Origin of the sequence: Deinococcus sp. Marseille-Q6407, from assembly GCF_946848805.1 — a bacterium.
Lineage (GTDB): Bacteria > Deinococcota > Deinococci > Deinococcales > Deinococcaceae > Deinococcus.
In genome coordinates this window covers 286,238-309,749 of the sequence record NZ_CAMPFU010000003.1, presented here as the reverse complement: position 1 = coordinate 309,749, position 23,512 = coordinate 286,238, and the positions used below count along the sequence as shown (strand labels likewise).

Annotated in this window: 25 protein-coding genes and 2 tRNA genes; 20 read left to right on the top strand and 7 right to left on the bottom strand. The window is 68.8% G+C overall.

What is annotated here, in order from left to right; genetic code table 11:
- Positions 1-7 precede the first annotated feature (7 nt).
- Together OCI36_RS08640 and OCI36_RS08635 are read left to right on the top strand one after the other, a co-directional pair.
- Positions 8-814: a GNAT family N-acetyltransferase gene (locus OCI36_RS08640; protein ID WP_315941265.1), complete on the top strand. Its 807-nt coding sequence runs from the start codon at positions 8-10 to the stop codon at positions 812-814.
- A gap of 5 nt (positions 815-819) precedes the next feature.
- Positions 820-1,668: a serine hydrolase gene (locus tag OCI36_RS08635; RefSeq protein ID WP_261664678.1), complete on the top strand. Its 849-nt coding sequence runs from the start codon at positions 820-822 to the stop codon at positions 1,666-1,668.
- 87 nt (positions 1,669-1,755) lie between these two features.
- Here the strand turns inward: OCI36_RS08635 and OCI36_RS08630 are convergent, their stop codons facing one another.
- Positions 1,756-2,826, bottom strand: a complete 1,071-nt coding sequence (locus OCI36_RS08630; protein WP_261664677.1) for a M20/M25/M40 family metallo-hydrolase — start codon at positions 2,824-2,826, stop codon at positions 1,756-1,758.
- A gap of 39 nt (positions 2,827-2,865) precedes the next feature.
- On the opposite strand from OCI36_RS08630, the gene apaG reads away from it, so the two are divergent.
- From apaG to OCI36_RS08615, 3 genes are all read left to right on the top strand, one after another.
- Positions 2,866-3,273: a Co2+/Mg2+ efflux protein ApaG gene (apaG, locus tag OCI36_RS08625; protein WP_261664676.1), complete on the top strand. Its 408-nt coding sequence runs from the start codon at positions 2,866-2,868 to the stop codon at positions 3,271-3,273.
- A gap of 81 nt (positions 3,274-3,354) precedes the next feature.
- Positions 3,355-3,975, top strand: coding sequence for a single-stranded DNA-binding protein (locus OCI36_RS08620; RefSeq protein WP_261664675.1), 621 nt, complete (start codon positions 3,355-3,357; stop codon positions 3,973-3,975).
- A 46-nt stretch (positions 3,976-4,021) separates the two neighbouring features.
- Positions 4,022-4,780 carry a metallophosphoesterase gene (locus tag OCI36_RS08615; protein WP_261664893.1) on the top strand — a complete coding sequence of 253 codons (759 nt, stop codon included), beginning with the start codon at positions 4,022-4,024 and terminating at the stop codon, positions 4,778-4,780.
- A gap of 13 nt (positions 4,781-4,793) precedes the next feature.
- On the opposite strand, the gene OCI36_RS08610 is transcribed toward OCI36_RS08615, so the two are convergent.
- On the bottom strand, positions 4,794-5,537 hold the full coding sequence (locus OCI36_RS08610; protein ID WP_261664674.1) for a metal-dependent transcriptional regulator: 744 nt from the start codon (positions 5,535-5,537) through the stop codon (positions 4,794-4,796).
- 93 nt (positions 5,538-5,630) lie between these two features.
- Between OCI36_RS08610 and OCI36_RS08605 the strand changes: the two genes are divergently transcribed.
- From OCI36_RS08605 to purK, 6 genes are all read left to right on the top strand, one after another.
- A complete protein-coding gene (locus tag OCI36_RS08605; RefSeq protein ID WP_261664673.1) occupies positions 5,631-6,827 on the top strand; it encodes a glutamate ligase domain-containing protein in 1,197 nt (398 codons plus the stop codon).
- 224 nt (positions 6,828-7,051) lie between these two features.
- Positions 7,052-7,126, top strand: a tRNA-Gln gene (locus OCI36_RS08600).
- A 26-nt stretch (positions 7,127-7,152) separates the two neighbouring features.
- Positions 7,153-7,227, top strand: a tRNA-Gln gene (locus OCI36_RS08595).
- A gap of 49 nt (positions 7,228-7,276) precedes the next feature.
- The gene (locus OCI36_RS08590) at positions 7,277-8,386 is read left to right on the top strand and encodes a M20/M25/M40 family metallo-hydrolase (protein WP_261664672.1); all 1,110 of its coding nucleotides are present in this window, start codon (positions 7,277-7,279) and stop codon (positions 8,384-8,386) included.
- A gap of 63 nt (positions 8,387-8,449) precedes the next feature.
- The gene (gene purE / locus OCI36_RS08585) at positions 8,450-8,980 is read left to right on the top strand and encodes a 5-(carboxyamino)imidazole ribonucleotide mutase (protein ID WP_261664671.1); all 531 of its coding nucleotides are present in this window, start codon (positions 8,450-8,452) and stop codon (positions 8,978-8,980) included.
- Positions 8,977-10,089: a 5-(carboxyamino)imidazole ribonucleotide synthase gene (gene purK, locus OCI36_RS08580; protein WP_261664670.1), complete on the top strand. Its 1,113-nt coding sequence runs from the start codon at positions 8,977-8,979 to the stop codon at positions 10,087-10,089. Before purE ends, purK begins: the two co-directional genes overlap by 4 nt.
- 28 nt (positions 10,090-10,117) lie before the next feature.
- Here the strand turns inward: purK and OCI36_RS08575 are convergent, their stop codons facing one another.
- Positions 10,118-10,966 (bottom strand): PH domain-containing protein, encoded by an 849-nt coding sequence (locus OCI36_RS08575; protein ID WP_261664669.1) that lies wholly within the window; start codon positions 10,964-10,966, stop codon positions 10,118-10,120.
- Positions 10,967-11,118: 152 nt separating this feature from the next.
- On the opposite strand from OCI36_RS08575, the gene OCI36_RS08570 reads away from it, so the two are divergent.
- Entirely contained in the window at positions 11,119-12,549 is a 1,431-nt protein-coding gene (locus OCI36_RS08570; RefSeq protein ID WP_261664668.1) for an alanine/glycine:cation symporter family protein, read from the top strand.
- Positions 12,550-12,624: 75 nt separating this feature from the next.
- On the opposite strand, the gene OCI36_RS08565 is transcribed toward OCI36_RS08570, so the two are convergent.
- Positions 12,625-13,314: a hypothetical protein gene (locus OCI36_RS08565; protein WP_261664667.1), complete on the bottom strand. Its 690-nt coding sequence runs from the start codon at positions 13,312-13,314 to the stop codon at positions 12,625-12,627.
- A 111-nt stretch (positions 13,315-13,425) separates the two neighbouring features.
- Here OCI36_RS08565 and xseB point away from each other — a divergent pair, with 111 nt between their 5' ends.
- From xseB to OCI36_RS08530, 7 genes are all read left to right on the top strand, one after another.
- Positions 13,426-13,698, top strand: a complete 273-nt coding sequence (xseB, locus tag OCI36_RS08560) for an exodeoxyribonuclease VII small subunit (protein WP_261664666.1) — start codon at positions 13,426-13,428, stop codon at positions 13,696-13,698.
- Positions 13,699-13,777: 79 nt separating this feature from the next.
- Entirely contained in the window at positions 13,778-14,392 is a 615-nt protein-coding gene (locus OCI36_RS08555) for a lysophospholipid acyltransferase family protein (protein WP_261664665.1), read from the top strand.
- A complete protein-coding gene (locus OCI36_RS08550) occupies positions 14,389-15,411 on the top strand; it encodes a FecCD family ABC transporter permease (RefSeq protein ID WP_261664664.1) in 1,023 nt (340 codons plus the stop codon). Before OCI36_RS08555 ends, OCI36_RS08550 begins: the two co-directional genes overlap by 4 nt.
- Positions 15,408-16,196: an ABC transporter ATP-binding protein gene (locus OCI36_RS08545; RefSeq protein ID WP_261664663.1), complete on the top strand. Its 789-nt coding sequence runs from the start codon at positions 15,408-15,410 to the stop codon at positions 16,194-16,196. The genes OCI36_RS08550 and OCI36_RS08545 overlap by 4 nt, the downstream gene beginning before the upstream one ends.
- 56 nt (positions 16,197-16,252) lie before the next feature.
- Positions 16,253-16,621 carry a (2Fe-2S) ferredoxin domain-containing protein gene (locus tag OCI36_RS08540; RefSeq protein WP_261664662.1) on the top strand — a complete coding sequence of 123 codons (369 nt, stop codon included), beginning with the start codon at positions 16,253-16,255 and terminating at the stop codon, positions 16,619-16,621.
- Between the two features lie 57 nt (positions 16,622-16,678).
- A complete protein-coding gene (locus OCI36_RS08535; RefSeq protein ID WP_261664661.1) occupies positions 16,679-17,602 on the top strand; it encodes an SDR family oxidoreductase in 924 nt (307 codons plus the stop codon).
- A 109-nt stretch (positions 17,603-17,711) separates the two neighbouring features.
- Positions 17,712-18,341 (top strand): lysophospholipid acyltransferase family protein, encoded by a 630-nt coding sequence (locus OCI36_RS08530; protein WP_261664660.1) that lies wholly within the window; start codon positions 17,712-17,714, stop codon positions 18,339-18,341.
- Between the two features lie 29 nt (positions 18,342-18,370).
- Here OCI36_RS08530 and nrdR read toward each other — a convergent pair whose 3' ends face one another.
- Both nrdR and OCI36_RS08520 read right to left on the bottom strand, forming a co-directional pair.
- Positions 18,371-18,853 (bottom strand): transcriptional regulator NrdR, encoded by a 483-nt coding sequence (gene nrdR, locus OCI36_RS08525; RefSeq protein WP_261664659.1) that lies wholly within the window; start codon positions 18,851-18,853, stop codon positions 18,371-18,373.
- Between the two features lie 25 nt (positions 18,854-18,878).
- Positions 18,879-19,637 (bottom strand): SDR family NAD(P)-dependent oxidoreductase, encoded by a 759-nt coding sequence (locus tag OCI36_RS08520; protein WP_261664658.1) that lies wholly within the window; start codon positions 19,635-19,637, stop codon positions 18,879-18,881.
- A 372-nt stretch (positions 19,638-20,009) separates the two neighbouring features.
- Here OCI36_RS08520 and glpX point away from each other — a divergent pair, with 372 nt between their 5' ends.
- On the top strand, positions 20,010-21,014 hold the full coding sequence (gene glpX / locus OCI36_RS08515) for a class II fructose-bisphosphatase (protein ID WP_261664657.1): 1,005 nt from the start codon (positions 20,010-20,012) through the stop codon (positions 21,012-21,014).
- Between the two features lie 122 nt (positions 21,015-21,136).
- Here the strand turns inward: glpX and OCI36_RS08510 are convergent, their stop codons facing one another.
- Positions 21,137-23,314 (bottom strand): hypothetical protein, encoded by a 2,178-nt coding sequence (locus OCI36_RS08510; protein WP_261664656.1) that lies wholly within the window; start codon positions 23,312-23,314, stop codon positions 21,137-21,139.
- Positions 23,315-23,512: the final 198 nt, after the last annotated feature.

Here is a 23,512-nt window from a genome sequence, read left to right as displayed (position 1 = left end):
TGTGAAGATGCTGCTGGACAGCGGCAGTGGGCGGCCGGTGGGCCTGCTGTGGTACGCCGAGCAGAACGGCGGATGGTTCATCTACGACTTCGCGGTGCAGCCGCAGTTTCAGGGCCAGGGATACGGCCGGCAGGCGCTGGAGACTCTACAGGCCGCTGCCCAGGCGCAGGGAGTGCCACACATCGGGCTGCATGTGTTCGGCCACAACCGGCGGGCCCGCGAACTGTACCGCCGGGCCGGCTTTCAGGAGGTCAGCGTGCTGATGCGGCTGGATGTGCCGCCGGCTGATGGGGAAGCGCCAGAGGAAGAATGGCTGGACGAGGTGGACGAGCGCGCCCGGGTGGTGGGCCGGGTAGAGCGCCAAGATCACTGGAATGCGCCGCGCCCAGGCCGCTACGTGCGGGTCATCAACGCTTTTGTGGTGAACCGGGCCGGGCAGCTGTGGATTCCCCGGCGCACCCGGAGCAAGCGGTCCTTTCCCGGCTGCTTGGACATGAGCGTGGGCGGCCACGTGGGCGCCGGCGAGAGTTACGAGGCCGCCTTTCGCCGCGAAACCCGCGAGGAACTGAACTGGGACACGGACCGGCTGGCCTGGGAGGACCTGGGCCTGTTCTCGCCGATGGAGGCTCCGCTCAGCGCCTTTATGCACGTCTATGTGATTCGCAGTGAGGAGGCCCCGCCCTACAACCCGGCCGACTTCAGCGGCGCCGAGTGGCTGACCCCGGATGAGCTGCTGGCCCGGATTGCGGCAGGCGACCCGGCCAAGGGCGACCTGCGCGAGCTGGCCGAGCTGTGCCGCGGGCGGCTGCGGTGAATCCGGTGAATCCAGCCGAATTCCAACGTGCCCTGGCCGCCAGCGGGTTTGCCGGCACAGTGGGCCTGCTGATTCAGGATGAAGCGGGCCGCGAGCTGTGTAGCCTGAACGCGGATCAGGTGTTTCCGGCGGCCAGCCTGATCAAGCTGCCGCTGCTGGTGCTGGGTTTGCAGGCCGCCCAGCGCGGTGAGGTGCTTTTGCAGGAGCGTCTGCCTCTGCCGGCCCACGAGCGGGCGCCCGGCGCTGGCGTGCTGCACGAGCTGGACGCCGGTCTGGCCCTCAGCTGGCGCGACCTGCTGACCCTGATGATCATCGTCAGCGACAATACTGCTGCCAATCTGGTAATCGAGCGGCTGGGATTAGAGCGGGTGCAGGCTACCCTACCCCGCCTGGGCCTGACCAGCACCCGGCTGGTGGGCAAATTACAGCAACCCCCGGAGCGGCAGAACGCGGCCCAGCGGCGCGGCGAGCGCAACGCCACCACCCCCCGCGACCAGCTGCGGCTCTTGGGGGCGCTGCGGCGCGGCGAGTTGCTCAACCCGGCGCACACCGCCCTGGCGCTGGATATTCTGGGCCGCCAGCAACTGCGCGATCTGATCGGGCGGCGAGTGCCGTGTGGCCCAGGTGGCCTGCCGCTTTACCAGGTGCTCAGCAAAAGCGGCGAGCTGACAGGGGTGCACCACGACGCCGGCTGGCTGCTGACCCCGCGCCCGCTGGCCGTGGCCTGTCTCAGCCAGGGCGGCGAGGATCCGCGCGAGCATCCCGAAAACCGCGACGTGCTGCGGCTGGCAGAGGCGCTGTGGCCGGTGCTGGCGCAGCTGGGCGAGGTGCCCCTGCCGGCCGCTGACCCCTGAGATCATCCCGGCACCCAGAAAAAAGCCCGGCCAACTGCGACCGGGCTTCTCTGTGCCAGCAGAGCGGCGGTAAGTTCAGCGCTCAGCTCAGCGCAGGTACTCGGTGCCTTCTTCCAGGCTTTCTACCCAGGCGGCCAGCAGGTCGATCACGGCCTGCAGGTCGCGGCCGTCGATCATTTCGCTGGGCGAGTGCATGTAGCGGTTGGGAATGCTCAGCACGGCGCTGGGCACGCCTTCGCGGCTCATGGTCAGGGCGTCACCGTCGGTGAAGGTGTAGCGGCCGGTGGCGCTCAGGGTGTAGGGAATGCCCTTCTTGCCGGCCACGTCCATCAGCTGACGGTTGACCACCGGGCTGCTCATCGGGCCCACGGCCAGGCTGGCGCCGGAACCGAAGGGGCTGACGCCGTACTTCTTGGCTTCCACGCCCACCTGGGTGGTTTCGTGCGTCACGTCCACCGCGATGCCGGCGACCGGGCGGGTCTTGAAGGCGCTGAGCACGGCCCCGAAGGTGCCGATTTCTTCCTGGCTGTTGCCGATGGCGATGACCCGGTGCCTGAGTTCCTGGCCGCCTTCGTGCACTTTCCGCAGCGCTTCGAGCACCGCGAAGGAGCCGGCGCGGTTGTCCAGCGCGCGTGCCACGATGCGCTTGCCCACCTGCAGCGGGCCCTGTTCGATCACGCCGTAAGTGCCCACCGGCACCGCGGCCTTCACGTCATGGCCGTCCAGGCCGATGTCCACCCAGAGGTCTTCCAGCTTGCTGGCCTTCTCGCGTTCCTCGGCCGACATCACGTGAATGGCCTTCTTGCCGATCACGCCGATCAGGTCGCCGCCTGGCGCCAGCAGGCGGATGCGCTGACCTACCAGCACCTGGGGATCCCAGCCGCCGACCGGCAGAAAGTAGATAAAACCTTCGTCGGTCACGTGCGAGACGATCAGGCCGATTTCGTCCAGGTGACCCATCATCACCACGGCAGGTGCGCCTTCGGGACCGATTTCGGCATAGACGTTGCCGTAGTGGTCCTCGCTCACGCGGGCGAAGCTGGCGGCTTCCTTTTTCCAGACGTCGGCGGGGCGGCGCTCGGCACCGCTGGGACCAGCGGCACGCAGCAGATCAAACAGGAACTCCTGGTGTTTAATGGCAGTTTCTTTAAGGGTCATGCTGACAGTTTAGGCTGCCCGGCGCGTTAGGGTGGGCAGATGCCAGCCGCCACGGATCCGCTTCCCCCGCCTTCCTTGCCGGCCCGGGTCAGGGTCAGCGTGGAAGCCTATCATCTGCCGCAGCACAGTCAGCCGGGCGCCCAGTGCTTTGCCTACGTGGTGCGGCTGGAAAACGAGGACGAGCAGACCTGGAAGCTGCTGCGCCGCCGCTGGCAGATCGTGGACAGCCAGGGCCGCTGCACCGAGGTTGAGGGCGAAGGGGTGGTGGGCCAGCAGCCGCTGCTGACCCCCGGCACCCTTTTCATGTACGACTCGTTTGTGACGGTGGACAGCCCCGCTGCCCTGATGTCGGGCCACTACACCCTGGAAAATGCCTGGGGCGAGCAGTGCCGGGTCGCCATTCCGGAATTTCAGCTCACCATAGGCAAAGAACGCCTGCTGAACTGAGCGTGGGCGCTGCCCAGGCCGGGCCCCAGCAGCGCAGGAAAAGCCCGTTTTCCGGCCGGGAAATACTCTAGACTGCCGCCTATGAATCAGGAACGGCGGGCCAGGCTGGACGGGGTCAGGGAAGCGCTGCGGGTCAGTATGACGGCCTGGGCCACCCTGGAGGTGCGCGGCGATCAGGCGCGGGTGGTGCCGGCGCCGCAGCTGGAAGTGCTGGTGGGCCAGCTGGACCGGGCCGAGGGCGGCGAATGGACCCTGCACTGGGCCTGTGACGGCATGCAGCCGCCGGTGGTGCGGGCGCGGCTCGGCGCAGCGGGGCTGGAGCGCGAGGGCCTGGCGACCGGCCTGACCCTGGAAGACGCCCGGCTGGCCGCCCTGGCCGATGTGGCGCGGCTGTACGGCATCAGCGTGCCGGGTGAAGGCCACTGGGTGGACTACGACCCCGAAGAAGGCGCCGACACCACCCTGCTGGAAGCGGAAACCGAGGCGGCGCCGCCCGCCCCCCGCCCCAGCCTGCCGCCTGAGCCGCCCCGTGACCCCCAGATGGAAAAGGCCCGTGGGCATATCGACGACCTGATCGCGCAGCTGCGTGCGGCCGGGCACGGCAAGGACATCGCGCCCATCTTGATGCGCGGGTACGGCAGCACCCTGGAAGAAAGCCGGCAGATCTACAAGGAGTTGCAGGCAGTCCTGCGGGAAGCCTGACCGGGTTCTGGTGACGGGCCATTCCCCCGCCGGCATTGCACCGGGACTGCGTAAATTCATCGTGATCGGCGATGTCCATGCCGATTTCAGGGCCCTTTGGGGGGCCCTGCGGGCCGCCGGCTGCGTGTTGCCCGACGGCCGGCCCACCCCACCGGTCCGCAGTGGGCTGTATCAGGTGGTGCTGCTGGGCGACCTGGTTCACCCCAAAAGCCAGCTGGCCTACGAGCAGCTGACCGGCGCCCCTTACGACCGCCATGACCCGGCCTGTCTGGCGCAGGCGGCGCAGGCTCAGATAGACGGCTTGCGGGCGGTGCAGGCTTATCAGGCGCAGGCTCCCGGCGCTGTGCATATCATTCTGGGCAACCATGACGATGTGCTGGTGCAGCCCCGCTTCGTGCTGGGGACTGGCGGCGGCCTCAAGCACACCGAGTTCGACCCGCAGCACGGCGGCGTGCCGCTGCCGGCCGACCTGAGCGCCTGGGTCACGACCTTTCTGCGCGAGCTGCGGGTGGGGCAGGTGCAGTTCGCCCACGTGGGGCCGCTGCCGGCGCACGCCTGCTACGACGAGTGGTTTTACAGTGACGCCTCCAGCCGGCGCTGGTTTCTGGACACACCCGAATACGTGGCGATGGCTGGACTGGCCTTCGGGGTCTACGGGCACACGCCGATGGAGCGCGGCATCATGGTGCACGAGGGGCACCGCTTCGCACTGGCCGACGCCCTGCACCGCCGCGAATATCTGGAACTGATGCTGGACCCCGGCCGCGAGGACCCGCTGCACAACTGGCGGGTGGTGCAGTTCTGAGCTTTCCCGGCGTTTAATCGCTCTCGGGCAGACCCCCGTCGGCGGCCAGCGGCCCCTCACCGTGAACCTGAATCTGCGCGGCCACGCTGAGCGGCAGGCTGAGCGGGGTCCAGACGGTGCTTTGGCTGCCGCTGGGCGGGGCAATCTGCAGGTCCAGCGTGCCGGCGTCTCTGTCTAGCGCGGTCAGTTCCAGCTCGGCTTCAGGGCGCAGGCCGGATTCCACCAGCCGGCGCAGTTCCTCGGCGTCTTGGTCGGGCACCCGCGAAACCCGCGCCTGTTCGCCCACCTGCAAGGTGGTCAGGCTGCGCTCGGCCCGCAGCGGCAGGTCGCCGGCCGGGCTGGGAATCGGGTCACCGTGCGGGTCGAAACTGGGGTCGCCCAGCCAGGCGGCGATGCGGGCTTCCAGCCGCTCCGAGAGGGCGTGTTCCAGCGCTTCGGCTTCCTCGTGCAGTTCTTCCAGCGGCACCCCCAGCGACCGCTGCAAGAACAGCTCCAGCAGTCGGTGCTGGCGCAGCAGTTTCAGTGCGGCCCGCTCACCTTCGGGGGTCAGCTGCGCGCCGCGGTAGGGCGCGTGCAGCACCAGCCCCCGCTCGGTCAGCTTGTGCAGCATGCCGGTCACGCTGGCGGGGGCCACCTGCAGCGCCGCCGCCAGCGCCTGGGTGGACACCCGGCCCTCCTGCCCCAGCACATACAGCTGCTTGAGGTAATCTCCCGCCGAGGGCGAGAGGGCGGAGGAAGCGGAGGCGGACCGGCGCATGGTTTCAGGATGGCCTCGGGGGCAGGGCAGGGTCAAGCGGGGCAGTTTGGGCGGCCGGTCGCCCCCGCCCCGGGCCGGCGCTAGCCTGAGAGCATGACGCCCGACCCCACATATGACTGGCTCTTTTCCCGCACCCGCGCCGCTGCTGGCCGGGAGCGCGGTCCCCAGGCGGCCCGTGAGCTATTGGACCGGCTGGGCGCCCCGGACCGCCGCTTTCGCTCGCTGCGGGTGGTGGGCACCAACGGCAAGGGCAGCACCTGCGCCATGCTGGAAGCCGGGCTGCTGGCGGCCGGCGTGCGGACCGGGCGCTTTACCAGCCCGCACCTGCACCGCTTTGAAGAACGCATCCGGATTGCCGGCGAGGAGCTGGCCCCAGCCCGCACCCGCGAGTTCGTGGCCTGGGCGCAGCGGGAAGCGCCCGAGTTCGCCTTTTTCGACCTGACCCTGGGGCTGGCGGCCCAGACTTTTGCCGAAAGCGGGGTGGAAGTGGCGGTGATGGAAGCCGGTGTGGGCGGCCTGAGCGACGCGACCCAGGCACTGGAGAATGTGGACGCCGTGCTGCTGACCAATGTGGGTCTGGACCACACTGCCGCACTGGGAGACAGCATCGCCCAGATTGCCGCCGACAAGGCCGGCGCCGCCCTGTCAGGGGCGCCGCTGCTCAGCACGGCGGTAGGCGGTGAAGCGCAGGCGGCGGTGCAGGCGGCAGCGGAGAGGAGCGGTGCGCTGCTTTACCTGCCTGAAACCCACCCGGACCTGTTCGCCTTGCCGCACGCACCCGCTCTGGCCGGCGCCCATCAGCGGCAGAACGCTGCGCTGGCCCTGGCGGCCCTGCGCCTGCTGGGCTATGACGACGGCCTGGAAGCGGCGCTGGGAGCATCCTGGCCCGGACGGCTGGAACGCTTTGGCTGCCAGGGCCGAACCGTGCTGCTGGACGGCGCCCACAACCCGGCTGCCGCTCAGGCACTGGCCGCCAGCCTGCCCCGGGCCGATACCCTGCTGTTTGGCGGGTTCGCCCGCAAAGACACCGCCCAGACGGTGGCGCCGCTGCTGCCGCTGGCCTCGCAGTTGGTCTGGACCGCCCCGGACGAAGAGGGTGAGGTGGCGGACCCGCAGGCGCTGGCCGCGCGCTATGGCGGTGAAGCCCAGCCCAACCCACGGCAGGCGCTGGACCGCGCCCTGGCCCTGACACCAGCGGGCGGCACCCTATTGGTCACCGGCAGCCTTTATCTGGTGGGTCTGCTCCGTGAAACACTGCTGCAGGCGGGCGCGGGAATACAGGTGGGCTGACAGGTCAAAGGAACTGTCCAGGACGCAGACCGGCGGTCGCTGCATCCTCTTGACGAATACTGCATACTGCCCTATACTTTTCAACATATCCGCTCCAAGTGAGCGGTTTTTTTTATGCCTTGCCTTTCCGTAAGGGGGATGGCCCTCTCCTTAGGCTTGACGGGCTGACAGACGGCCGCTATACTCTTTTTCGCTCATTAGAGCAATCCCCGGACGGGCGCCATAGGGATATGGTGTAATTGGCAACACAGCAGATTCTGGTTCTGTTATTCAGGGTTCGAGTCCTTGTATCCCTGCCAAAGCCGCCTTCCGGGGAATTTTTTATAGGGATATGGTGTAATCGGCAACACAGCAGATTTTGGTTCTGTTATTCAGGGTTCGAGTCCTTGTATCCCTGCCAGCGGCGAAGCCTCTAAGGTGGCTTCGCTTTTTTGTTGTCTTATAGAGCCATGCTCCTTTCTGCCGCCGACCTGCTGCCTGATCTGCTGACCCTGGCCCGCCTGGAATCTCCTTCCAACGACCCGGCTGCGGTGGCCCACGTGCTGGACATGGTGGAAGGCTGGGCCCGTGACCTGGGCGGCGAGGTGAGCCAGCTTTCCGGCGGCACCCGGCGGCTGGCTTTCGGGGTGGACGGCACCCGGCCCCCGCTGCTGCTGCTGGCCCATGCCGATACCGTCTGGCCGCACGGCACGCTGGAGCAAATGCCGCTGCGCACCGAGGGCGAGCGGCTGTTCGGGCCCGGCGTGTACGACATGAAGGCCGGACTGGTCGGCGCGGTGCATGCTCTGCGGCAGTTGCGGGGGCAATGGCCGCAGGGCGGCGTCGTGCTGCTGGTCACGCCGGATGAGGAGAGCGGCAGTGTCAGCAGCCGCGCCCATATCGAGGCGGCCGCCCGCCAGGCCCGCGCTGCGCTGGTGCCGGAGCCGCCGGTGGGGGAAGGGAGCGCCGGGCACGCCCACGCCCTGAAAACTGGCCGCAAGGGCGTGATTGACGCCGCCCTGACGTTGACTGGGCGTGCCGCTCACGCCGGCAACGAGCCGGAGCGGGGAGCCAGTGCTATTGCCGCTGCGGCGGAACTGCTGCCCCGCATCGAGGCGGCGGCGCGCCCTGAGCTGGGCACCAGTGTGCTGGTGACCCGGATTGCCGGCGGCAGCGCCGTGAACGTGGTCCCGGCCGAGTGCCGCCTGGAGCTGGACGTGCGGGTCTCACAGGCCGGTGAGGACCGGCGGGTGCTGGATGAGCTGGCCGCCCTGACTCCGGCCGACCCACGGGTGGGGGCGCAGTGGGAGCTGGCGGTGAACCGGCCGCCTTTTCCGCGCGGTGAGGGCACCCTGGCGCTGTTCGCACAGGCGCAGGCGGCCGCGCAGGAATTGGGCTTCACCCTCAGTGAGACAGCGGTGGGCGGCGGCAGCGACGGCAACTTCACCGCGCCGCTGTGCCCCACGCTGGACGGGCTGGGTGCCCCCGGCGACGGGGCCCACGCTGCCGACGAGCATATCCGGCTGGACCTGTGGCCGGAGCGGGTGGCCCTGCTAACTGAGCTGCTGCGGCGGGTGTAGCCTGGCGCCGCTGCGTACCCGCTGGCCGCAGGCAGGTGGCGCCGCCGCACTACACTGAAGCACATGACCGCAGAAGCTTCTTCCCCGTCACCCCGGGTCGGCGTCGTGATGGGCAGCCGCTCGGATTTCGAAACCATGCAGCCCTGCTTGGACCTGCTGGCCCAGCTGAACATCGCTTACGAGGTGCGGGTGCTCTCGGCGCACCGCACGCCGCATCTGCTGGCCAGCTACGCCGCCCGCGCCGAGCGGCTGAACCTGGCCTGCATCATCGCGGGCGCGGGCGGCGCGGCGCACCTGCCGGGCATGCTGGCCGCCTTTACCCGGGTGCCGGTACTGGGCGTGCCGGTGCAGAGCCGGGCGCTGAGTGGCCGCGACAGCCTGCTCAGCATCGTGCAGATGCCGGCCGGGGTGCCGGTGGCGACCTTTGCCATCGGTCAGGCGGGCGCCAAGAATGCGGCGCTGTTTGCCGCCGCCATGCTGGCCACCGGCGACAGCGCCGTGCGGGCGGCGCTGGACAGCTTCCGCCAGGCCCAGACCCAGGCGGTGCTGGACGATCCCTATTTCGGGGAGCACCCCCAGGCAGGTGCCGAATGAAGCGCGAAGGGCTGACCCTGGGCATTCTGGGCGGCGGGCAGCTGGCACAGATGCTGGCGCTGGACGCCATTCCGCTGGGTGTGCAGGTTACAGTGCTGGAACCGGCGCCGGATGCGGGCGCGGCGCTGTGTGCACGGCATATCCAGGCGCCTTACGACGACCCGGCGGGGCTGGAAGTGCTGGCCGGCTGTGACGCCGTGACGCTGGAATTCGAGAATGTGCCGGTGGCGGCGCTGGAATACCTAGAAGGCCGCGTGCCGGTGCGCCCCGGCGCGGGGCTGCTGGCCCATTCCAAGCACCGCGCCCACGAGAAAGCGGGCCTGCGGGCCGCCGGAGCCGGCACGGCCGAGTTTGCCGTGATTGAAGCCGAAAGTGACCTGTCCGGCGCGCTGGAACGGGTGGGTGGCCAGGGCATCCTCAAGACCTCCGAACTGGGTTACGACGGCAAAGGCCAGCGCCGGGTCAGCAGCGACGCCGAGCTGCGGGCCGCCTGGGAGGAGCTGGGCGGGGTGGCCTGCGTGCTGGAAGGCCTGGTGCCGTTTGCCCGTGAGGTGAGCCTGGGCGTGGCCCGCACCGCCGCTGGCGACTTGGCCTTCGGGCCGCTGGTGGAAAATGTGCACCGCAGCGGCATTCTGCGGACCTCGCTGTATCTGGGCGGCGACCAGCGAGCGGCGCAGCAGGCCCGCGACATTGCCCGGCGGGTGGCCGAAGCCTGGGAGCTGGAAGGGCTGATGACGCTGGAATTTTTCGAGTTGCCGGGCGGCGAGCTGCTGGTCAACGAGGTGGCCCCCCGCGTCCACAACTCCGGGCACCTGACCCAGGACGGCGGCGGCCTCAGTCAGTTCGGGGCGCAGGTGCGGGCGGTGCTGGGCTTGCCGCTCAGCGACTGGGCGCCGCTGCTGCCCACCGCCATGGTGAACTGGGTCGGCGTGGAAGATGAAGCCGCGCAGCCCGACTGGGACGCGGTAGACGCTCTGCCCGGCACCCACATCCACCTCTACCACAAGGCCTGGCGGCCGGGGCGCAAACTGGGCCATGTCAACCTGACCGCGCCCGACTCCGAAACCCTGCGGGCGCGCCTGACCGAGCTGGAACGGCTGATTCCTTAAGCGTGGGCAGGCGCTCAGCTGCGGCGCCTCAGCTCTGGGGCCGGGATTCCTGGGGCCGAGCTTCCGGGGACTGGGATTCTGGGGACTGGGATTCTGGGGACTGAGGTTCCTGGTGCTGGCCGAACCAGCCGGCGACCGCTGCCGGGTCGGCCGGGGTGAGGTACAAGGTGGTGCCGCCATGCTCCAGCAGCAGCGCCTGCTCTGGCCGGCGGCGACTGGCGGCCGCCTGTACCTGGCCGCCGGGCACGGCATGACTGGCGTAGGTGCCGGTGTAGTAGCCGGGCATGCCCGTGCCGAACAGCCGCATCCCCAGCGGCTGACGGGTCAGGGCGGCGCGGGTGCTGGCCAGGGGCAGCCGCCACTGCCGCCAGGTGGTGCGGACCACCAGTGCGTCTCCGTCCAGCGCATAGCTGAGCCGCCAGGGGCGCAGCAACGCGTACATCAGCGGCAACAGCAGCGCGGTCAGCACAGCCAACACCGGGTCGGTGCCAGGAGGGTTGGCAGGCCGAAAGGTGCCGCTTCTGCCACCGCGCCAGGCGTCCAGCAGCGCGGCCGGGTCGGCCGGGGTCAGCAGGGTGGGCCGCGGCCGGGTGGCGAAAGTCAGGGCGTCCTGCCCCTGCGAGCCGTCGCTGTACACGTTCAGCGAACCCTGCGCGCTGCCGAAACGCCCCACCACATACCCGCGCGCAGCGCTGCCCACCTGCCGGCCGCCTAACGTAACCGGACTGCGCTGCACCGGCGTACCGGCCGGAATCACCGTCCGCGAGGCCAAAGACCGCGCTGTGATCTGCCCGCCGCTGACCTCGTAGCGGGGCAGCCGCAGCAGGGGCGGCAGCACCAGCAGGGCCGGCACCATCAGGACCGGGACCAGGGTCAAGGCGACTGCAGCATTCCACCATCTGGCCCGCGGTTCCGGAGCTGGCTGGAGGGCTGGAGGGGTTTGCATCTTGCCCCAGAGGTACGTGGCGCGGGCTGCCAGAGTTCCCCGGCACGCCAGTGACGTCTGACCCATCGTTTACTCTGGTTTTAATGGACATCTTGAACAGCTTTATTGACTGGGGCAACGGCCTGCTGTGGGGCTCGGTGCTGATCTACCTGCTGGTGGGCGCCGGGCTGTATTTCACAGTGCGGACTGGGGCGGCGCAGCTGAGGCTGCTGGGCCACGCCTGGAAAGCGGTGCTGGCAAGCCGTGACAGCGACTCCACTGCCGACGGCGGGCGCGGCGGCATCACCTCGTTTCAGGCGTTTGCCACCGGTCTCGCCAGCCGGGTGGGCACCGGCAACATCGCCGGGGTGGCCATCGCCATCTCGCTGGGCGGGCCGGGTGCGGTGTTCTGGATGTGGATGACCGCCCTGCTGGGCATGAGCACCGCCTTGCTGGAAGCCAGCCTGGCACAGGCCTACAAGGTGCCCGACGCCGATCACGGCTTCCGGGGCGGCCCGGCCTACTACATTCGCCAGGGCCTGGGGCAGGGCTGGATGGGCAGCCTGTTCGCCGTCTTTCTGATTTTGGCTTTCGGGCTGGTGTTCAACGCGGTGCAGAGCAACTCCATCGTGGCGGCCCTGAGCGGCTACGGCGTTGGGGCGCTGCCGGTGGGGCTGGTGCTGGCCTTACTGACCGCGCCGATTATTTTCGGCGGCATCAAGCGGGTCTCACGGGTGGCCGAAGTGGTGGTGCCGATCATGGCGGTGCTGTACCTGCTGATCGCCATTTACGTCATCCTGACCAACCTGGGTGAGCTGCCGGCGATGTTCTCGCACATCTTCCAGAGTGCGTTCGGGGTGCAGGCGGCGGCCGGTGGCGTGACCGGCGGGATTGCTGCCGCGCTACTGAACGGCGTCAAGCGTGGCCTGTTCAGCAACGAGGCCGGCATGGGCTCGGCGCCCAATGCGGCGGCGGCGGCCAGCGTGAACCACCCGGTGCAGCAGGGACTGGTGCAGATGCTGGGCGTGTTCGTGGACACCATCATCATCTGTACCGCCACGGCGGCCATCATCCTGCTCTCGGGCGTACATCTGGGCGACAAGGACGTGACCGGCGTGCAGCTGACCCAGGCCGCGCTGACCGAGCACGTGGGTGCCTGGGGCAATGATTTCCTGGCGGTCGCCATTTTCCTGTTCGCCTTTACCAGCATCATCGGGAACTACGCTTATGCCGAGAGCAACGTGCAGTACCTCAGCCGCAACCGCACGCTGCTGAATGTCTTCCGGGTGCTGGTGCTGGGCATGGTGGTGTTCGGGGCCGTGCGTGACGTGCCCACCGTGTGGAACATGGCCGACCTCAGCATGGGCCTGATGGCCGTGACCAACCTGATCGCCCTGTTGCTGCTCAGCCCGGTGGCGCTGCGGCTGCTGCACGACTATGACCGTCAGCGCCGCGCCGGCACGGCCGAGCCAGTGTTCGACCGCCACGCCGACGCCGAGCTGGACCGCCGCCTGCCACACGAGATTTGGAAGTAAGCCGGCAGAGCAGACGGACAAGAGGGAAGGCAGCGGGCCAGTGTTGTGCCCGCTGCTTTTTCTTGTGGCCCGGTTTCAGGCGTCGTCCCAGTCCCAGTCGCGCCAGTCGCTGGGTTTGGCCTCGTTGCTGCTGGCCGCGCTGGGGCTCAGCTGGGCCGCTGCTTTTTTCTTGCCGGCTTTTTTCAGGTCGGGGTGGGGATACCATTCGTACACGCCGGCCAGCGCCAGATGCAGACGGTAAAGCAGAGCTTCACGCAGCGCCTTTTCCTCGCCGGGTTTCAGGCCGCCCAGTTCGCGCCCCAGAATATTCAGAGTGCGCTCCAGCTCCGGCAGGTACGGCTCGCGGGCCTTGTTCACCGCGCCCTTACGTACTTCCAGCGACTGTACCCGGGGCACGTAACTTTCGGCGGCGCTTTCCAGCAGCAGTGCCCGCTCGCGCTCGCGGCGTTCCCTGGCCGCCTGCCGCTTCTCGCGGGCGTCCTCGGCCTTCATGCGGGCAATCAGGAACTCCTCGTCGCCCTCGGCCGCCTCGACCCGTTCTTCCCGGTACAGCTTGACCGGGGGCAGGCGCCGGCCGCCCATCTTCAGGCCGTTGGGCCGGGTAGAGTCGTGTTCCCCGAGGTATTTCTCGATCAGGCGGACGGTCCAGCCGCGCTCCTTGAGGTCGTGGGTGGCGAGAAAACCGGCCGGCGTTTCGACCTTGTCGCGGGTGCGGTGTGGTTTCTGGGCGGCCTGGGACGGTCCAGGCGCGGTGCGGCGAGCCATAACCCACAGTGTAGAGGAGCGCGCCGGTCCTGAAAGGGGCCCCCTCCCGGCCGGCTCCGGCGCAGCTGGACAGAGAAAACGGAGGCCGGCACCGGCGGTACACTGGGCCCCATGCCCAGAGCCAAAGCCGCCGCTGACCCGCAGCCGTCCTACCGCGAAGCCTACGCGGCCCTCAGCCGGATCGTGGCCGAGCTGGAAAATGGGGACACTGACCTGGACCGGGTGCTGCCGCTGCTGGAAGAAGCCCGCGCCGCCTACCAGGTGTGCCAGAGCCGTATTGCCGCCGTATCACAGGCGGTGGGCGGGGCCGACTGGCTGGCGGAAACAGAGACAGGGGCAGAAAGCAGCGGCGCAGAGGACCCGGCAGATACGGCAGAGGAGTAACAGGTCGCCGTCCGTGCCGCAGGAACAGGCACCCGGCTACGGTTCCCGGCCGGGCGGGGTGAGCGTTATGCTGAACGTCATGTCAGACGCTGCGACGCAGCCCCAGCCCCCAACGGTCGATCCGCTGATTTATCAGCTGGTGCGGCAGGTCACCTACCTGCCTCTCCTGCTGAGCGGCAGCCACCTGGAAATTCATGGCCGCGAGCATATTCCCCCGGCCGGAAGCCCGCTGATTCTGGCCAGCAACCACCGCACGGCCCTTGATCCGTTCGTGCTGGCGCGCGGCGTACCGCCCGAGTCGGGACGCTTTGTGCAGTTCATGGCCAAAAGCGAGCTGTTCGTGCCGGGCATCGGCGAGATTCTGCGCCGGGGCGGCACTTTTCCGGTGGACCGTGACGGGCAGGATGTCGGCTCGGTCCGTACCGCCCTGCGGATTCTGAAGGCGAACGGCACCCTGGGCATCTTCCCCGAAGGCACCCGCTCCGGCGGGCAGATGCACGGCGGGGTGGTCCTGCTGGCGCTCAAAGGCCGCGCGCCGGTGGTGCCGGGGGGTATTTGGCATAGCGGGGCACGCTGGGTGCTGCGGCTGGGGCCGCCCATCAGCCCGTCGCGCGGCAGCAAGGCGCTGCTGGCCGAGCTGGAAAGCGAGATTCTGCGGCTCTCGCAGCCGGATTTCGGCCAGCTGTGGGAATGAAGCCCCAGGGGTCGCACTCTGAAGGATGGCGTCCGGCCCGGCTGGATTCCGGCGGCTTGGCGCTGCTGGTCACGCTGGTGCTGCTGCTGGTGGCCGCCGCGGTGCTGGGCGTGGCGGTGGGCAGCGTGCCGATTCCCCCAGCCGAGGTGCTGGACACTGTGCTGCGCGGCCTGAGTGGGCAGCTGCGCGAGGCGGATGCAATCATCTGGGATATTCGCCTGCCACGGGTGGCCATGGCAGTGCTGGTGGGGGCCTGCCTCTCGGTCTGCGGCGGGGCCTTTCAGGGCGTGTTCCGTAACCCGCTGGCCGACCCTTACCTGCTGGGGGTTGCCAGCGGCGCGGCGGTGGGCGCCACGGCCGGGTTGCTGTTGGACCTGCCGCGCGGCCTGATTCCGCTGCTGGCGATGCTGACGGCGCTGGGTGCGGTGGCGGTCACACTGCTGCTGGGGCGTTCGGGGCGGCGCTATCCGCCTACCCGGCTGGTACTGGCCGGGGTGGTGGTGGGCAGTTTTCTGAGTGCCGTGACCACCTTCCTGATCATGCGCGGCGAGGACCGGGCCCGCGAGGTGCTGGCCTACACCCTGGGTGACCTCAGTTTCGCCAGCTGGGCCGACATCGGGCAGGTGCTGCCGTATGCCCTGATCGGCTGCGGCGTGCTGCTGGCGCTGGGCCGCGCCCTGGACCTGTTGCAGCTGGGCGACCTGACGGCGGCCAGCCTGGGCCTGCCGGTTGAGAAACTGCGGCTGCTGGTGATCGTGGCGGCCAGCCTGGCGACGGCGGCGGCGGTGTCCTACACCGGCATCATCGGCTTCGTGGGCTTGATCGTGCCGCACACGGTGCGCCTGATTTGGGGGCCCAGCCACCGCTCCTTGCTACCCATCTCGGCGCTGGCCGGCGGGCTGCTGCTGGTGCTGGCCGACCTGCTGGCCCGCACCACCCCGCTCTCGCAGGTGGGCATCGTGACCACGCTGCTGGGGGGGCCCTTTTTCCTGTATCTGCTGCGGCGGGTCAAGGTATGAGCGGCGCGGACACCTTTGCGGCGCAGGGCCTCAGCGTGTACGCGGGCGATGTTCACGCGGTGCAGGATGTCTCGGCCACTTTTCAGGCTGGCCGGCTCAGCGCGGTGATCGGTCCCAACGGGGCCGGCAAGTCTACGTTGCTGCGCGGCATGCTGGGCCTCTCGCCGTTGGCCGGCGGCACGGTGGAGCTGCTGGGCCGCCCGCTCGCCGCCTGGCCCCGCACCGAGCGGGCGCGGCAGCTGGCGTATCTGGCCCAGACCGAAGGGCTGCCGCCCGACGCCCGGGTGCGCGACGTGGTGGCACTGGGCCGCGGCGCCGGCGAGTGGCGCTGGGGCCTCTTTCCGGTGCGCCCCTGGTCCGCCGAGGACGAGGCCGCCGTGACCGAGGCCCTGACCCGCACCGACACCCTGGCTTTCGCAGAGCGCCGGGTCAGCGAGCTGTCGGGCGGCGAGGCGCAGCGGGTGGCGCTGGCCCGCGCCCTGGCCGCCCGGCCACACTTTCTGATTCTGGACGAACCCACCAACCATCTGGACCTGGCCTACGCGCTGGACGTGATGCGCTACCTGCGCGCCGAGGTGGGCCGCGGCGTGGGCGTGATTACCGTGCTGCACGACCTGAACCTGGCCGCCCGCGCCGACTGGCTGGTGCTGCTGCACGCGGGGCGGGTGCTGGCCGCCGGCACGCCCGAGCAGGTGCTGACCCCCGGCAACGTGCAGGCGGCTTACGGCGTGCAGGTGGAAGTGGTGCAGGCCGCCGGCCGGCCGGTGCTGGTGCCGCTGGAGTAGCGCGGAAAAGAGAGGCGGGTGCCGCAGCGCCCGCTTTCTGCACTACCCTGAGCCATATGACCAAAGCTGGCCCCAAATATTTCCCCACTGCTGGGCATCTGCTGGTGTGCCAGGGTCAGAACTGCCAGAACCGTGGCTCGCGGCTGCTTTATCAGGCGCTGTGGCAGGCGCTGGACCGCGAACACTTGGCCTACTACAAGGCGGGCGGACAGGTACGCCTCACTGAAAGCGGCTGCCTGGGTGCCTGTTCCTACGGCCCCACGCTGTGTGTGTACCGCGAGCGGGCCGAGGGGGGCACGCTGGAACAGGGCTGGTATGCCGCCATGACTTTTCCGCAGGCCTTGAACCTGGCGCGCGCCGTGCAGGATGGCCTGGACCTGCCTGCCGAGGGCCGCTATGGCCCAGGCGAGGAGCCGGCGCCGTAAAGGTTCTCTAACCGGGGCCGCCATGCCCGGCGCGGCCGCAGCACGGATACTGGCGCTATGAGTCAAGACCGTCAGCACCTGCCGGAACAGGTGCAAAATCAGTTCGAGCAGCGTGATCCCCTCACGCAGTATCCTCAGCCGCCCTTTCCCCGCCAGCCGCAGCAGGCGCCGGGGCTGGCCTCGGCCATGCAGCCGCTGCCTGACCACGGCGAGCAGAGCTATCAGGGCTTGGGCCGCCTGCAGGGCCGCCGCGCCCTGATCACCGGCGGTGACTCGGGCATCGGCCGGGCCGTCGCCATCGCTTACGCCCGCGAAGGCGCCGACGTGGTCATCAACTATCTACCCGAGGAAGAAAGCGACGCGCAGGAAGTGGTGCACTTGATCGAGGCTGCGGGCCGCCGGGCTGCCGCGATACCGGGCGACCTGCGCCGGCGTGAATTCTGCGACGAACTGGTGCGGCGCGCGGTGGAAGAATTGGGTGGCCTGGACATTCTGGTTATCAATGCCGGCAAGCAGGTCAGCCAGGACGACATCGCCGACATCACCGATCAGCAGTTCGACGACACCATGAAGGTGAATGTCTACGCCATGTTCTGGCTGAGCCGGGCCGCCGCGCCGCACCTGCAGCCGGGGGCCAGCGTCATCGTGACCTCCAGCATCCAGGCCTCCAAGCCCTCCAAGAACCTGCTGGACTACGCAGCCACCAAGGCGGCCGGCGTGGCTTTTGCACAGGCGCTCTCGGGGCAGCTGGCCAGCCGGGGGATGCGCGTGAACGTGGTGGCACCCGGCCCCATCTGGACGCCGCTGCAGCCCAGTGGCGGGCAGCCGCAGGCCAAGGTGCAGCAGTTCGGCGAGGCAGTGCCGCTGGGCCGCCCCGGTCAGCCGGCCGAATTGGCGAGTGCCTATGTGCTGCTGGCTTCGCAGGAAAGCAGTTACATCACCGGGGCCGTAATTCCGGTTACGGGTGGCACCCTGTTCTAAGCGCGCTTTGACTGTTCCGGCTCTGGCTGCTCCGGCTTTCTTTGGCAGGGCCAGTGGCAGGGGCGCTTGTCAGTGGCGGGGCAAAGCCGGGCCGGTATACTGCCGCCCAATGGCTCCCCGTTCCCTGACCTGGATGAACCGCCCCCACACCCCGGTGTCCCGGCTGGCCGCGGCGGCTCTGCGGCTGGCCGGCTGGCAGATTCTGTTGGCGCCTCCGCCGGGGCCCAAAATCGTGGCGGTGGCCGCGCCACATACCTCCAACGCCGACTTCTGGCCGGGGATTTTCTGGCGTTGGGCCACCCGCAGCCCGGCCCGCTGGATTGGCAAGCACAGCCTGTTTCGCCCGCCGGTGGGCTGGGTGCTGCGCTGGTGGGGCGGCATTCCGGTGGACCGCCGCCGCAGTGGGGGCAACTTCGTGGACGCCGTGGTCGAGATTATTCAGGCGTCGGACGAGATCATGCTGACCATTGCGCCCGAAGGCACCCGCACCCGCACCGAACACTGGAAGACCGGCTTTTATTACATGGCGCTGGAAGCCGGCGTGCCCATCGGCGTCACGGTAATGGATTGGGGACGCAAACGCTTCGGGCTGGTGGGCTACGTGCAGCCGACCGGCGACATCGAAGCCGACTTTGCCGCCCTGCGCGAGCTGCTGCGTGGTGTCCAGGGCCACACCCCAGAGAACACCAGCCCGGTGATTCCCAGCCCGGCCAGCGGCGGCTCCCAGCGGCAGAACTGAGCCCAGGCCGCCAGGACAAGCAGCGGGCGCTACTCGACCGGTTTTTCTCTTTCTGATTCGGGCCCGGCACTGCTTTCGCGCAGGCCCTGAATCTCTTCCAGAAAGCGCTCCACCGAATCGAAGTCGCGGTACACGCTGGCGAAGCGGATATAGGCCACGTCGTCCAGCGGGCGCAGGAAAGCCATCGCCCGGCGGCCGATGTCCTCGGAAGTGATTTCGGGCCGGCCCACCTCGTCCTCGAACGAGTAGGCGAAGGCCCGCAGCGCCGCCTCGTCAACCGGGCGTTTCTCGGCGGCCAGCAGCAGCCCGCGCAGCAGCTTGTCGGGGTTAAAGGCTTGCCGCCCACCGCCGCGCTTGGCCACCATCAGCGGTTCGAGCTGGGCACGCTCGTAGGTGGTAAAGCGCCGCCCGCAGTTCTGGCACTCACGGCGGCGGCGAATGCTGGCACCTTCGTCACTGGGGCGCGAGTTGATTACCCGGCTATCGGGCGACGAGCAGTAGGGGCAGTTCACGCTACTCTCCCTGCCGGCAACCTGCTCACGGCTCGCTCCGGGGCGGCTCCGGCGGCAGGAAGTTGGCCCGATGCTCGGGCGAAAGCTGGTCCAGGTCTGAGCGCTGCACCACGGGCAACGGCACGTCAATGCACATGCCGGTCAGGTGCATCAGTGCCGGCGAGGCCAGGGCGGTCACGGCATTCACCACACCGATATTCAGCTCATCCTCGCCGCTGGGCGAGCGGCTGGGCAGCAGCAGGTTGATACGCAGTCCCTCGCTGTGGGCGCTGTCTACCAGTCCGCGCAGGCCGCCGCGCAGGGTGTTGCCCTGGAGGCCGCCCTCGTCCAGATGCGGCCCCACGATGGTCAGCCACGAGCCGGGCAGGCGCTGGAGCAGGGTCTGGGCAATGCCCACGCTGCTTTTCATGTTGGCCTGAAACAGGTCCATCCATTCGTTCTCGCTCAGCAGCGTAAGCGAAGGGTGGGTGCGCTTGTCGGCCGAATGCACCACGCCCTGCAGCGCGCCGAAAATCTCCACGATGCGTTTTTGCACCTTGATCCAGTCCAGCGGCACCGACACGTCGGCCTGCATGGGGATGGCGGTCGCGCCGCTGCGCTCGATCAGGCTGGCCAGCCCTGCGAGCTGCTCGCCCATCTTGCCCACCAGCACCAGCGTGGCGCCCGCGTCGGCCAGTCCCTGAGCCATCACCCGGCCGAACCCACGGTCAGCGGCGGTGATGGCAATCACCTGCCCCTCCAAAAACCGGGGCGTGGGATGCAGGATGGGCAGCACCTGGGTCACGCTGTCAGCATAGCGCAGGCATCAGGCCGGGCGCGGGCGTGGGCCCAGGCACGGGCAGCGGGTAGGACGGTGAAAAGCCGCTGAGGCACTGGACTGTAAGGTACTGGGCCGGAAGACACTGAGCCAGAAGGTAACGCTGCAGGACAGAGCGCCGGACCGCCCCGCGCTATGCTGGCCGCATGCCCGAATGGCTGAACGACTGGTGGCGACTGATCAAACTGACGGTGCTTTCCCTGGCGGTGCCGGTGCTGCTGTGGGCCCTGCTGGTCTGGGCCGGCGTGCTGCACTAGCCTCTGTCCCGGGGCCTTTTTCCCGGGCCAGTCACGCGCTGTGGGGCGGCCCAGCGCGGCCGCGGCATGCTACTTTTGAGCCATGGACAACAATCCGACCGAGGCGGAGATCCGCTCTCAGCAGTTTGAACATGCCCTGGTGCTGGAAACGGCCCGTGTGACCGAGGCGGCGGCGCTGGCTGCCAGCCGGCAGGTCGGGATGGGCGACAAGAACGCCGTGGATGACGCCGGCACCACCGCCATGCGCGAGGTGCTCAACAGCATGAACATCCGCGGCACCGTGGTGATCGGCGAGGGCGAGATGGACGAGGCCCCGATGCTGTATATCGGCGAGAAGCTGGGCCAGGGCGAGTACGAGGTGGATATCGCCGTGGACCCGGTGGAAGGCACCATCGTGACCGCCAAGGGCCTGCCCAACGGCATTGCCGTGATTGCCCTGAGCGAAAAGGGCGGCCTGATGCACGCCCCCGACTGCTACATGGAAAAGCTGGTGGTGCCCCCGCCCGCCGCCAACAAGGTCAGCCTGGACTACTCCATCGCCGAGAACCTGAAAATCATCGCCGAAGCGCTGGACCGCGACGTGGACGACCTGCTGGTCACTATTCTGGACCGCGAGCGCCACGCCGAGCACATCCGGCAGATTCGTGAAGCCGGCGCCTGCGTCAAGCTGATCGGTGACGGCGACGTGATCGCCAGCCTGGCTGTGGCGGTGCGCGGCAGCGGCGTGCACTGCCTGATGGGCTCGGGCGGCGCCCCCGAAGGCGTGCTGAGTGCCGCCGCCATGAAGTGCCTGGGCGGACATATCCAGGGCAAGTTCATCGCGGAGGACGACGCCCAGCGCGAGCGTTTCCGGCAGATGGGCGTGGAAGAGGGCCGCATCTACAAGACCCACGAACTGGCCCCCGGCAACGAAATCGTGTTCAGCGCGACCGGCATCACCAGCGGTGACCTGCTGTACGGGGTGCGCCGGTTCGGCGGCGGCGCCCGCACCCACACCCTGGTGATGGGCCACGCCACCCGGGTAGTTCGCTTTATCGACAGCGTTCACCTCGAAGACGACGGCGCCCGCGTCACGGTGCGGATCTAGTCTGACCGCTGGCAGCTTGGGCGTTAAGCTGCCAGTCTCTGTTCAAAAAGGCGCGTGTGCCGGTAACCGGCTACGCGTCTCTTTTCTGAATCGGCTGGATTGGCCGGGCGGCCGGGGCAGTGTCAGTCTTCTTTCAGCCAGGCGCCGCTGTTCAGTTCCAGCGTGGCGGCGTCAGCGGCGCGGGCCAGGCGCCAGCTGCCGGATGCGCTGCGCCGGGCGCTCCAGCTCCAGTCGCTGTCCTCGAAGCGCATCCGGCGAATGCCCAGTGCGGCGGCGCGTTCCAGCAAAGAGGCGACCCGCTCGGCGGCGTGGTTGGGCTGTCCGCCTTGCAGTTGCCCGTCAGCCGTGAACAGCCAGGCGCTGGGCGGCAGCGGCCGGGTCAGGGCTGCCGCGCCTGCCTGGTCATCTGTTGTAGGCGCCGTTTCCGCCTCGGTGGCCGCTGCCGCAGGATCCGGTTCTGTTGGTTCTATTGGGTCCGATTCTGATACAGCGGCTGGCGAGGTGGTCGCCGCTGCGCCGCCCAGAAAGGCAAAGGGGTTGAAGCTGCCGTCTGACGCGGCAGCGGTGGCCGTTTCACTGGCGTGGCCCCCACCGGCGCGCGGCTCGGCTTGGCCCGGTGCAGAGGCGGCAGGCGCCGCATCACTGACCAGCAGGTCGGCGCCGGGTTCCGGTTCGCTGGTGTCCACGTCAAACAGGCCATCGCTGCCGCCTTCGCCTTCCAGGTCGAAGATGCCCAGCAGGTCGCTGAGGGCATCTTCGCCGAAGCTGGCGGTGACTTCCTGAGCGGCTTGGTACTCAGCGCGGGCTTCGTCCAGCAGGGCTTCGGCTTCGGTCAGGGTCTGCACGTAGCGGCCACGGGCCTGGGCCGAGAGCTGACCCAGGCGGCGCTGGGCACGCAGGGCGTCGGCCAGGCGGCCCAGCTTCTGGGTGGTCTCGCCGGCCAGGTCGCGCACCGAATCGTACTCGCGAATCACGTGATCGGCCCGGACGTCCAGGTCCTCGCGTTCCTGCGCTGCCTGCCCCATCCGGCGTTCCAGAACACCGTACATGCTGTCGATATCAACGCTGCCGCCCTGCTTGAGGGTTTCGCGGGCCTGGGTGATCTGGGGAGCGAGCTCCTCGGCGGCGCCGGTCACGTCGCGGGCGCTGCGTTCCAGTTCGGTCAGCTCGCGCTGCTGGCGCATCAGGGCCTCGGCCGAGCTGCCCGGTGCCTGCAGGGCGCTCAGCGCCAGGTCCAGGTCGCGCAGTTCGTCGGCGGCCAGGCCCCCCTCTTCCAGGGTGTGGCGGGCCAGACCCTGGGTGATGCGGGCCTGCTCGGCTTCCTGGCTGGCCGGTTGCTCGGCCAGGCGGCTTTCCAGCTCGTTCAGCTGCTCCAGCTGCTCGCTGCGCAGCTGGGTGCGCTGCTGATTCAGCTCTTCTTGCCACTGGTCCAGCGCCGCGTCGCTCAGGGTGCCGGCGGTGAGCGCCGCGCTCAGTTCACGGCCCCGCGCTTCCAGTTCGGGCCGCACCCCGATCAGCTGCCCGAATTCGGTCATCAGGTCTTCCAGGCGCCGCCCGGCGTGTTCCTGTTCCAGCGCCCGGATCTTGGCCTCGGCAGTGGGGTCCAGCACGGCCGCGCCGGCGCTGCTTTCCACCACAGACGATTCCAGCTGCCGGCGCAGCTTCAGGCTGAGGGTGCGGGCCCGTTCTACCTCGCCGGGCAGCAGCATGCCCTGTTTCTGAGCGTCGTCAATCTGTTCCAGCAAGGTGTCCAGCCGCCGCACCTCGCGCCCACCAAGGCCACTGACCCGCTCGAACGACGCTTTCAGCTCGGCCAGGTCCTGCCCCTGGGCCACCAGGCCCTCGGCCAGCCGCCGCTCCATCTGCCCGATCAGGGTCTCGCCCTCGTCCAGCAGGGCAGTCACGTCGTTGCCCACCGCCTCTTCCTGCCGGGCCATGCTCAGCACGCCGCGCAGGCGCTGTGACTCGGGCCAGTCGAAGTACAGCGTGAACTTGCGCACGCCCTCTTCCAGACTGCTGAGGTCGGCCGGCACGTAATCCACGGTGCCCACCTCGGCCGCAACCCGCTGCACCTCGGCCAGCACGTCCTGCACCCGCTTTTTGGCCAGCTGCGCCGGCAGGCTGGTCTGGAGCCGGCGGTAGATGTCCTTTTTTAGCACGCTTTCCAGCGCCTGGGCATCGAGCTGCGCGGGGTGGACGCGGCGCTCCTCGGCGGCGTCCTGGATAATGCGTTCCAGGGCGCGCGTGGACATCACGTCCCCGAGCATCTTGACCGGGATTCGGGACAGAACTGCATTCATCTTGACCTCGCTGATTGGCCTGCTGACTGGCCTGGACTGCCGGCCGTTCCGTTTCCGGCGGGGGGCCTTTGGTCCACTCTGCAAAACGCTGCAAAACAGGAAAGAAGGAAAGCGGTTGGCCGGGGCAGGCGGCCCTGGTTGCCGGGCGCGGGGCAAAAATCACCCGGACTGGCGGAGGGCGCTGCTGACGGCTCCGCT

Coding starts and splice junctions, on each gene's coding strand:
- OCI36_RS08545 (WP_261664663.1), top strand. CDS start 15,408: ATGAGCGGCGCGGACACCTTTGCGGCGCAGGGCCTCAGCGTGTACGCG.
- OCI36_RS08540 (WP_261664662.1), top strand. CDS start 16,253: ATGACCAAAGCTGGCCCCAAATATTTCCCCACTGCTGGGCATCTGCTG.
- apaG (WP_261664676.1), top strand. CDS start 2,866: ATGCCAGCCGCCACGGATCCGCTTCCCCCGCCTTCCTTGCCGGCCCGG.
- OCI36_RS08550 (WP_261664664.1), top strand. CDS start 14,389: ATGAAGCCCCAGGGGTCGCACTCTGAAGGATGGCGTCCGGCCCGGCTG.
- OCI36_RS08590 (WP_261664672.1), top strand. CDS start 7,277: ATGCTCCTTTCTGCCGCCGACCTGCTGCCTGATCTGCTGACCCTGGCC.
- OCI36_RS08510 (WP_261664656.1), bottom strand. CDS start 23,314: ATGAATGCAGTTCTGTCCCGAATCCCGGTCAAGATGCTCGGGGACGTG.
- OCI36_RS08570 (WP_261664668.1), top strand. CDS start 11,119: ATGGACATCTTGAACAGCTTTATTGACTGGGGCAACGGCCTGCTGTGG.
- OCI36_RS08610 (WP_261664674.1), bottom strand. CDS start 5,537: ATGCGCCGGTCCGCCTCCGCTTCCTCCGCCCTCTCGCCCTCGGCGGGA.
- OCI36_RS08630 (WP_261664677.1), bottom strand. CDS start 2,826: ATGACCCTTAAAGAAACTGCCATTAAACACCAGGAGTTCCTGTTTGAT.
- OCI36_RS08565 (WP_261664667.1), bottom strand. CDS start 13,314: ATGGCTCGCCGCACCGCGCCTGGACCGTCCCAGGCCGCCCAGAAACCA.
- purE (WP_261664671.1), top strand. CDS start 8,450: ATGACCGCAGAAGCTTCTTCCCCGTCACCCCGGGTCGGCGTCGTGATG.
- OCI36_RS08530 (WP_261664660.1), top strand. CDS start 17,712: ATGGCTCCCCGTTCCCTGACCTGGATGAACCGCCCCCACACCCCGGTG.
- OCI36_RS08620 (WP_261664675.1), top strand. CDS start 3,355: ATGAATCAGGAACGGCGGGCCAGGCTGGACGGGGTCAGGGAAGCGCTG.
- OCI36_RS08555 (WP_261664665.1), top strand. CDS start 13,778: ATGTCAGACGCTGCGACGCAGCCCCAGCCCCCAACGGTCGATCCGCTG.
- OCI36_RS08605 (WP_261664673.1), top strand. CDS start 5,631: ATGACGCCCGACCCCACATATGACTGGCTCTTTTCCCGCACCCGCGCC.
- OCI36_RS08535 (WP_261664661.1), top strand. CDS start 16,679: ATGAGTCAAGACCGTCAGCACCTGCCGGAACAGGTGCAAAATCAGTTC.
- glpX (WP_261664657.1), top strand. CDS start 20,010: ATGGACAACAATCCGACCGAGGCGGAGATCCGCTCTCAGCAGTTTGAA.
- xseB (WP_261664666.1), top strand. CDS start 13,426: ATGCCCAGAGCCAAAGCCGCCGCTGACCCGCAGCCGTCCTACCGCGAA.
- purK (WP_261664670.1), top strand. CDS start 8,977: ATGAAGCGCGAAGGGCTGACCCTGGGCATTCTGGGCGGCGGGCAGCTG.
- OCI36_RS08640 (WP_315941265.1), top strand. CDS start 8: ATGCTGCTGGACAGCGGCAGTGGGCGGCCGGTGGGCCTGCTGTGGTAC.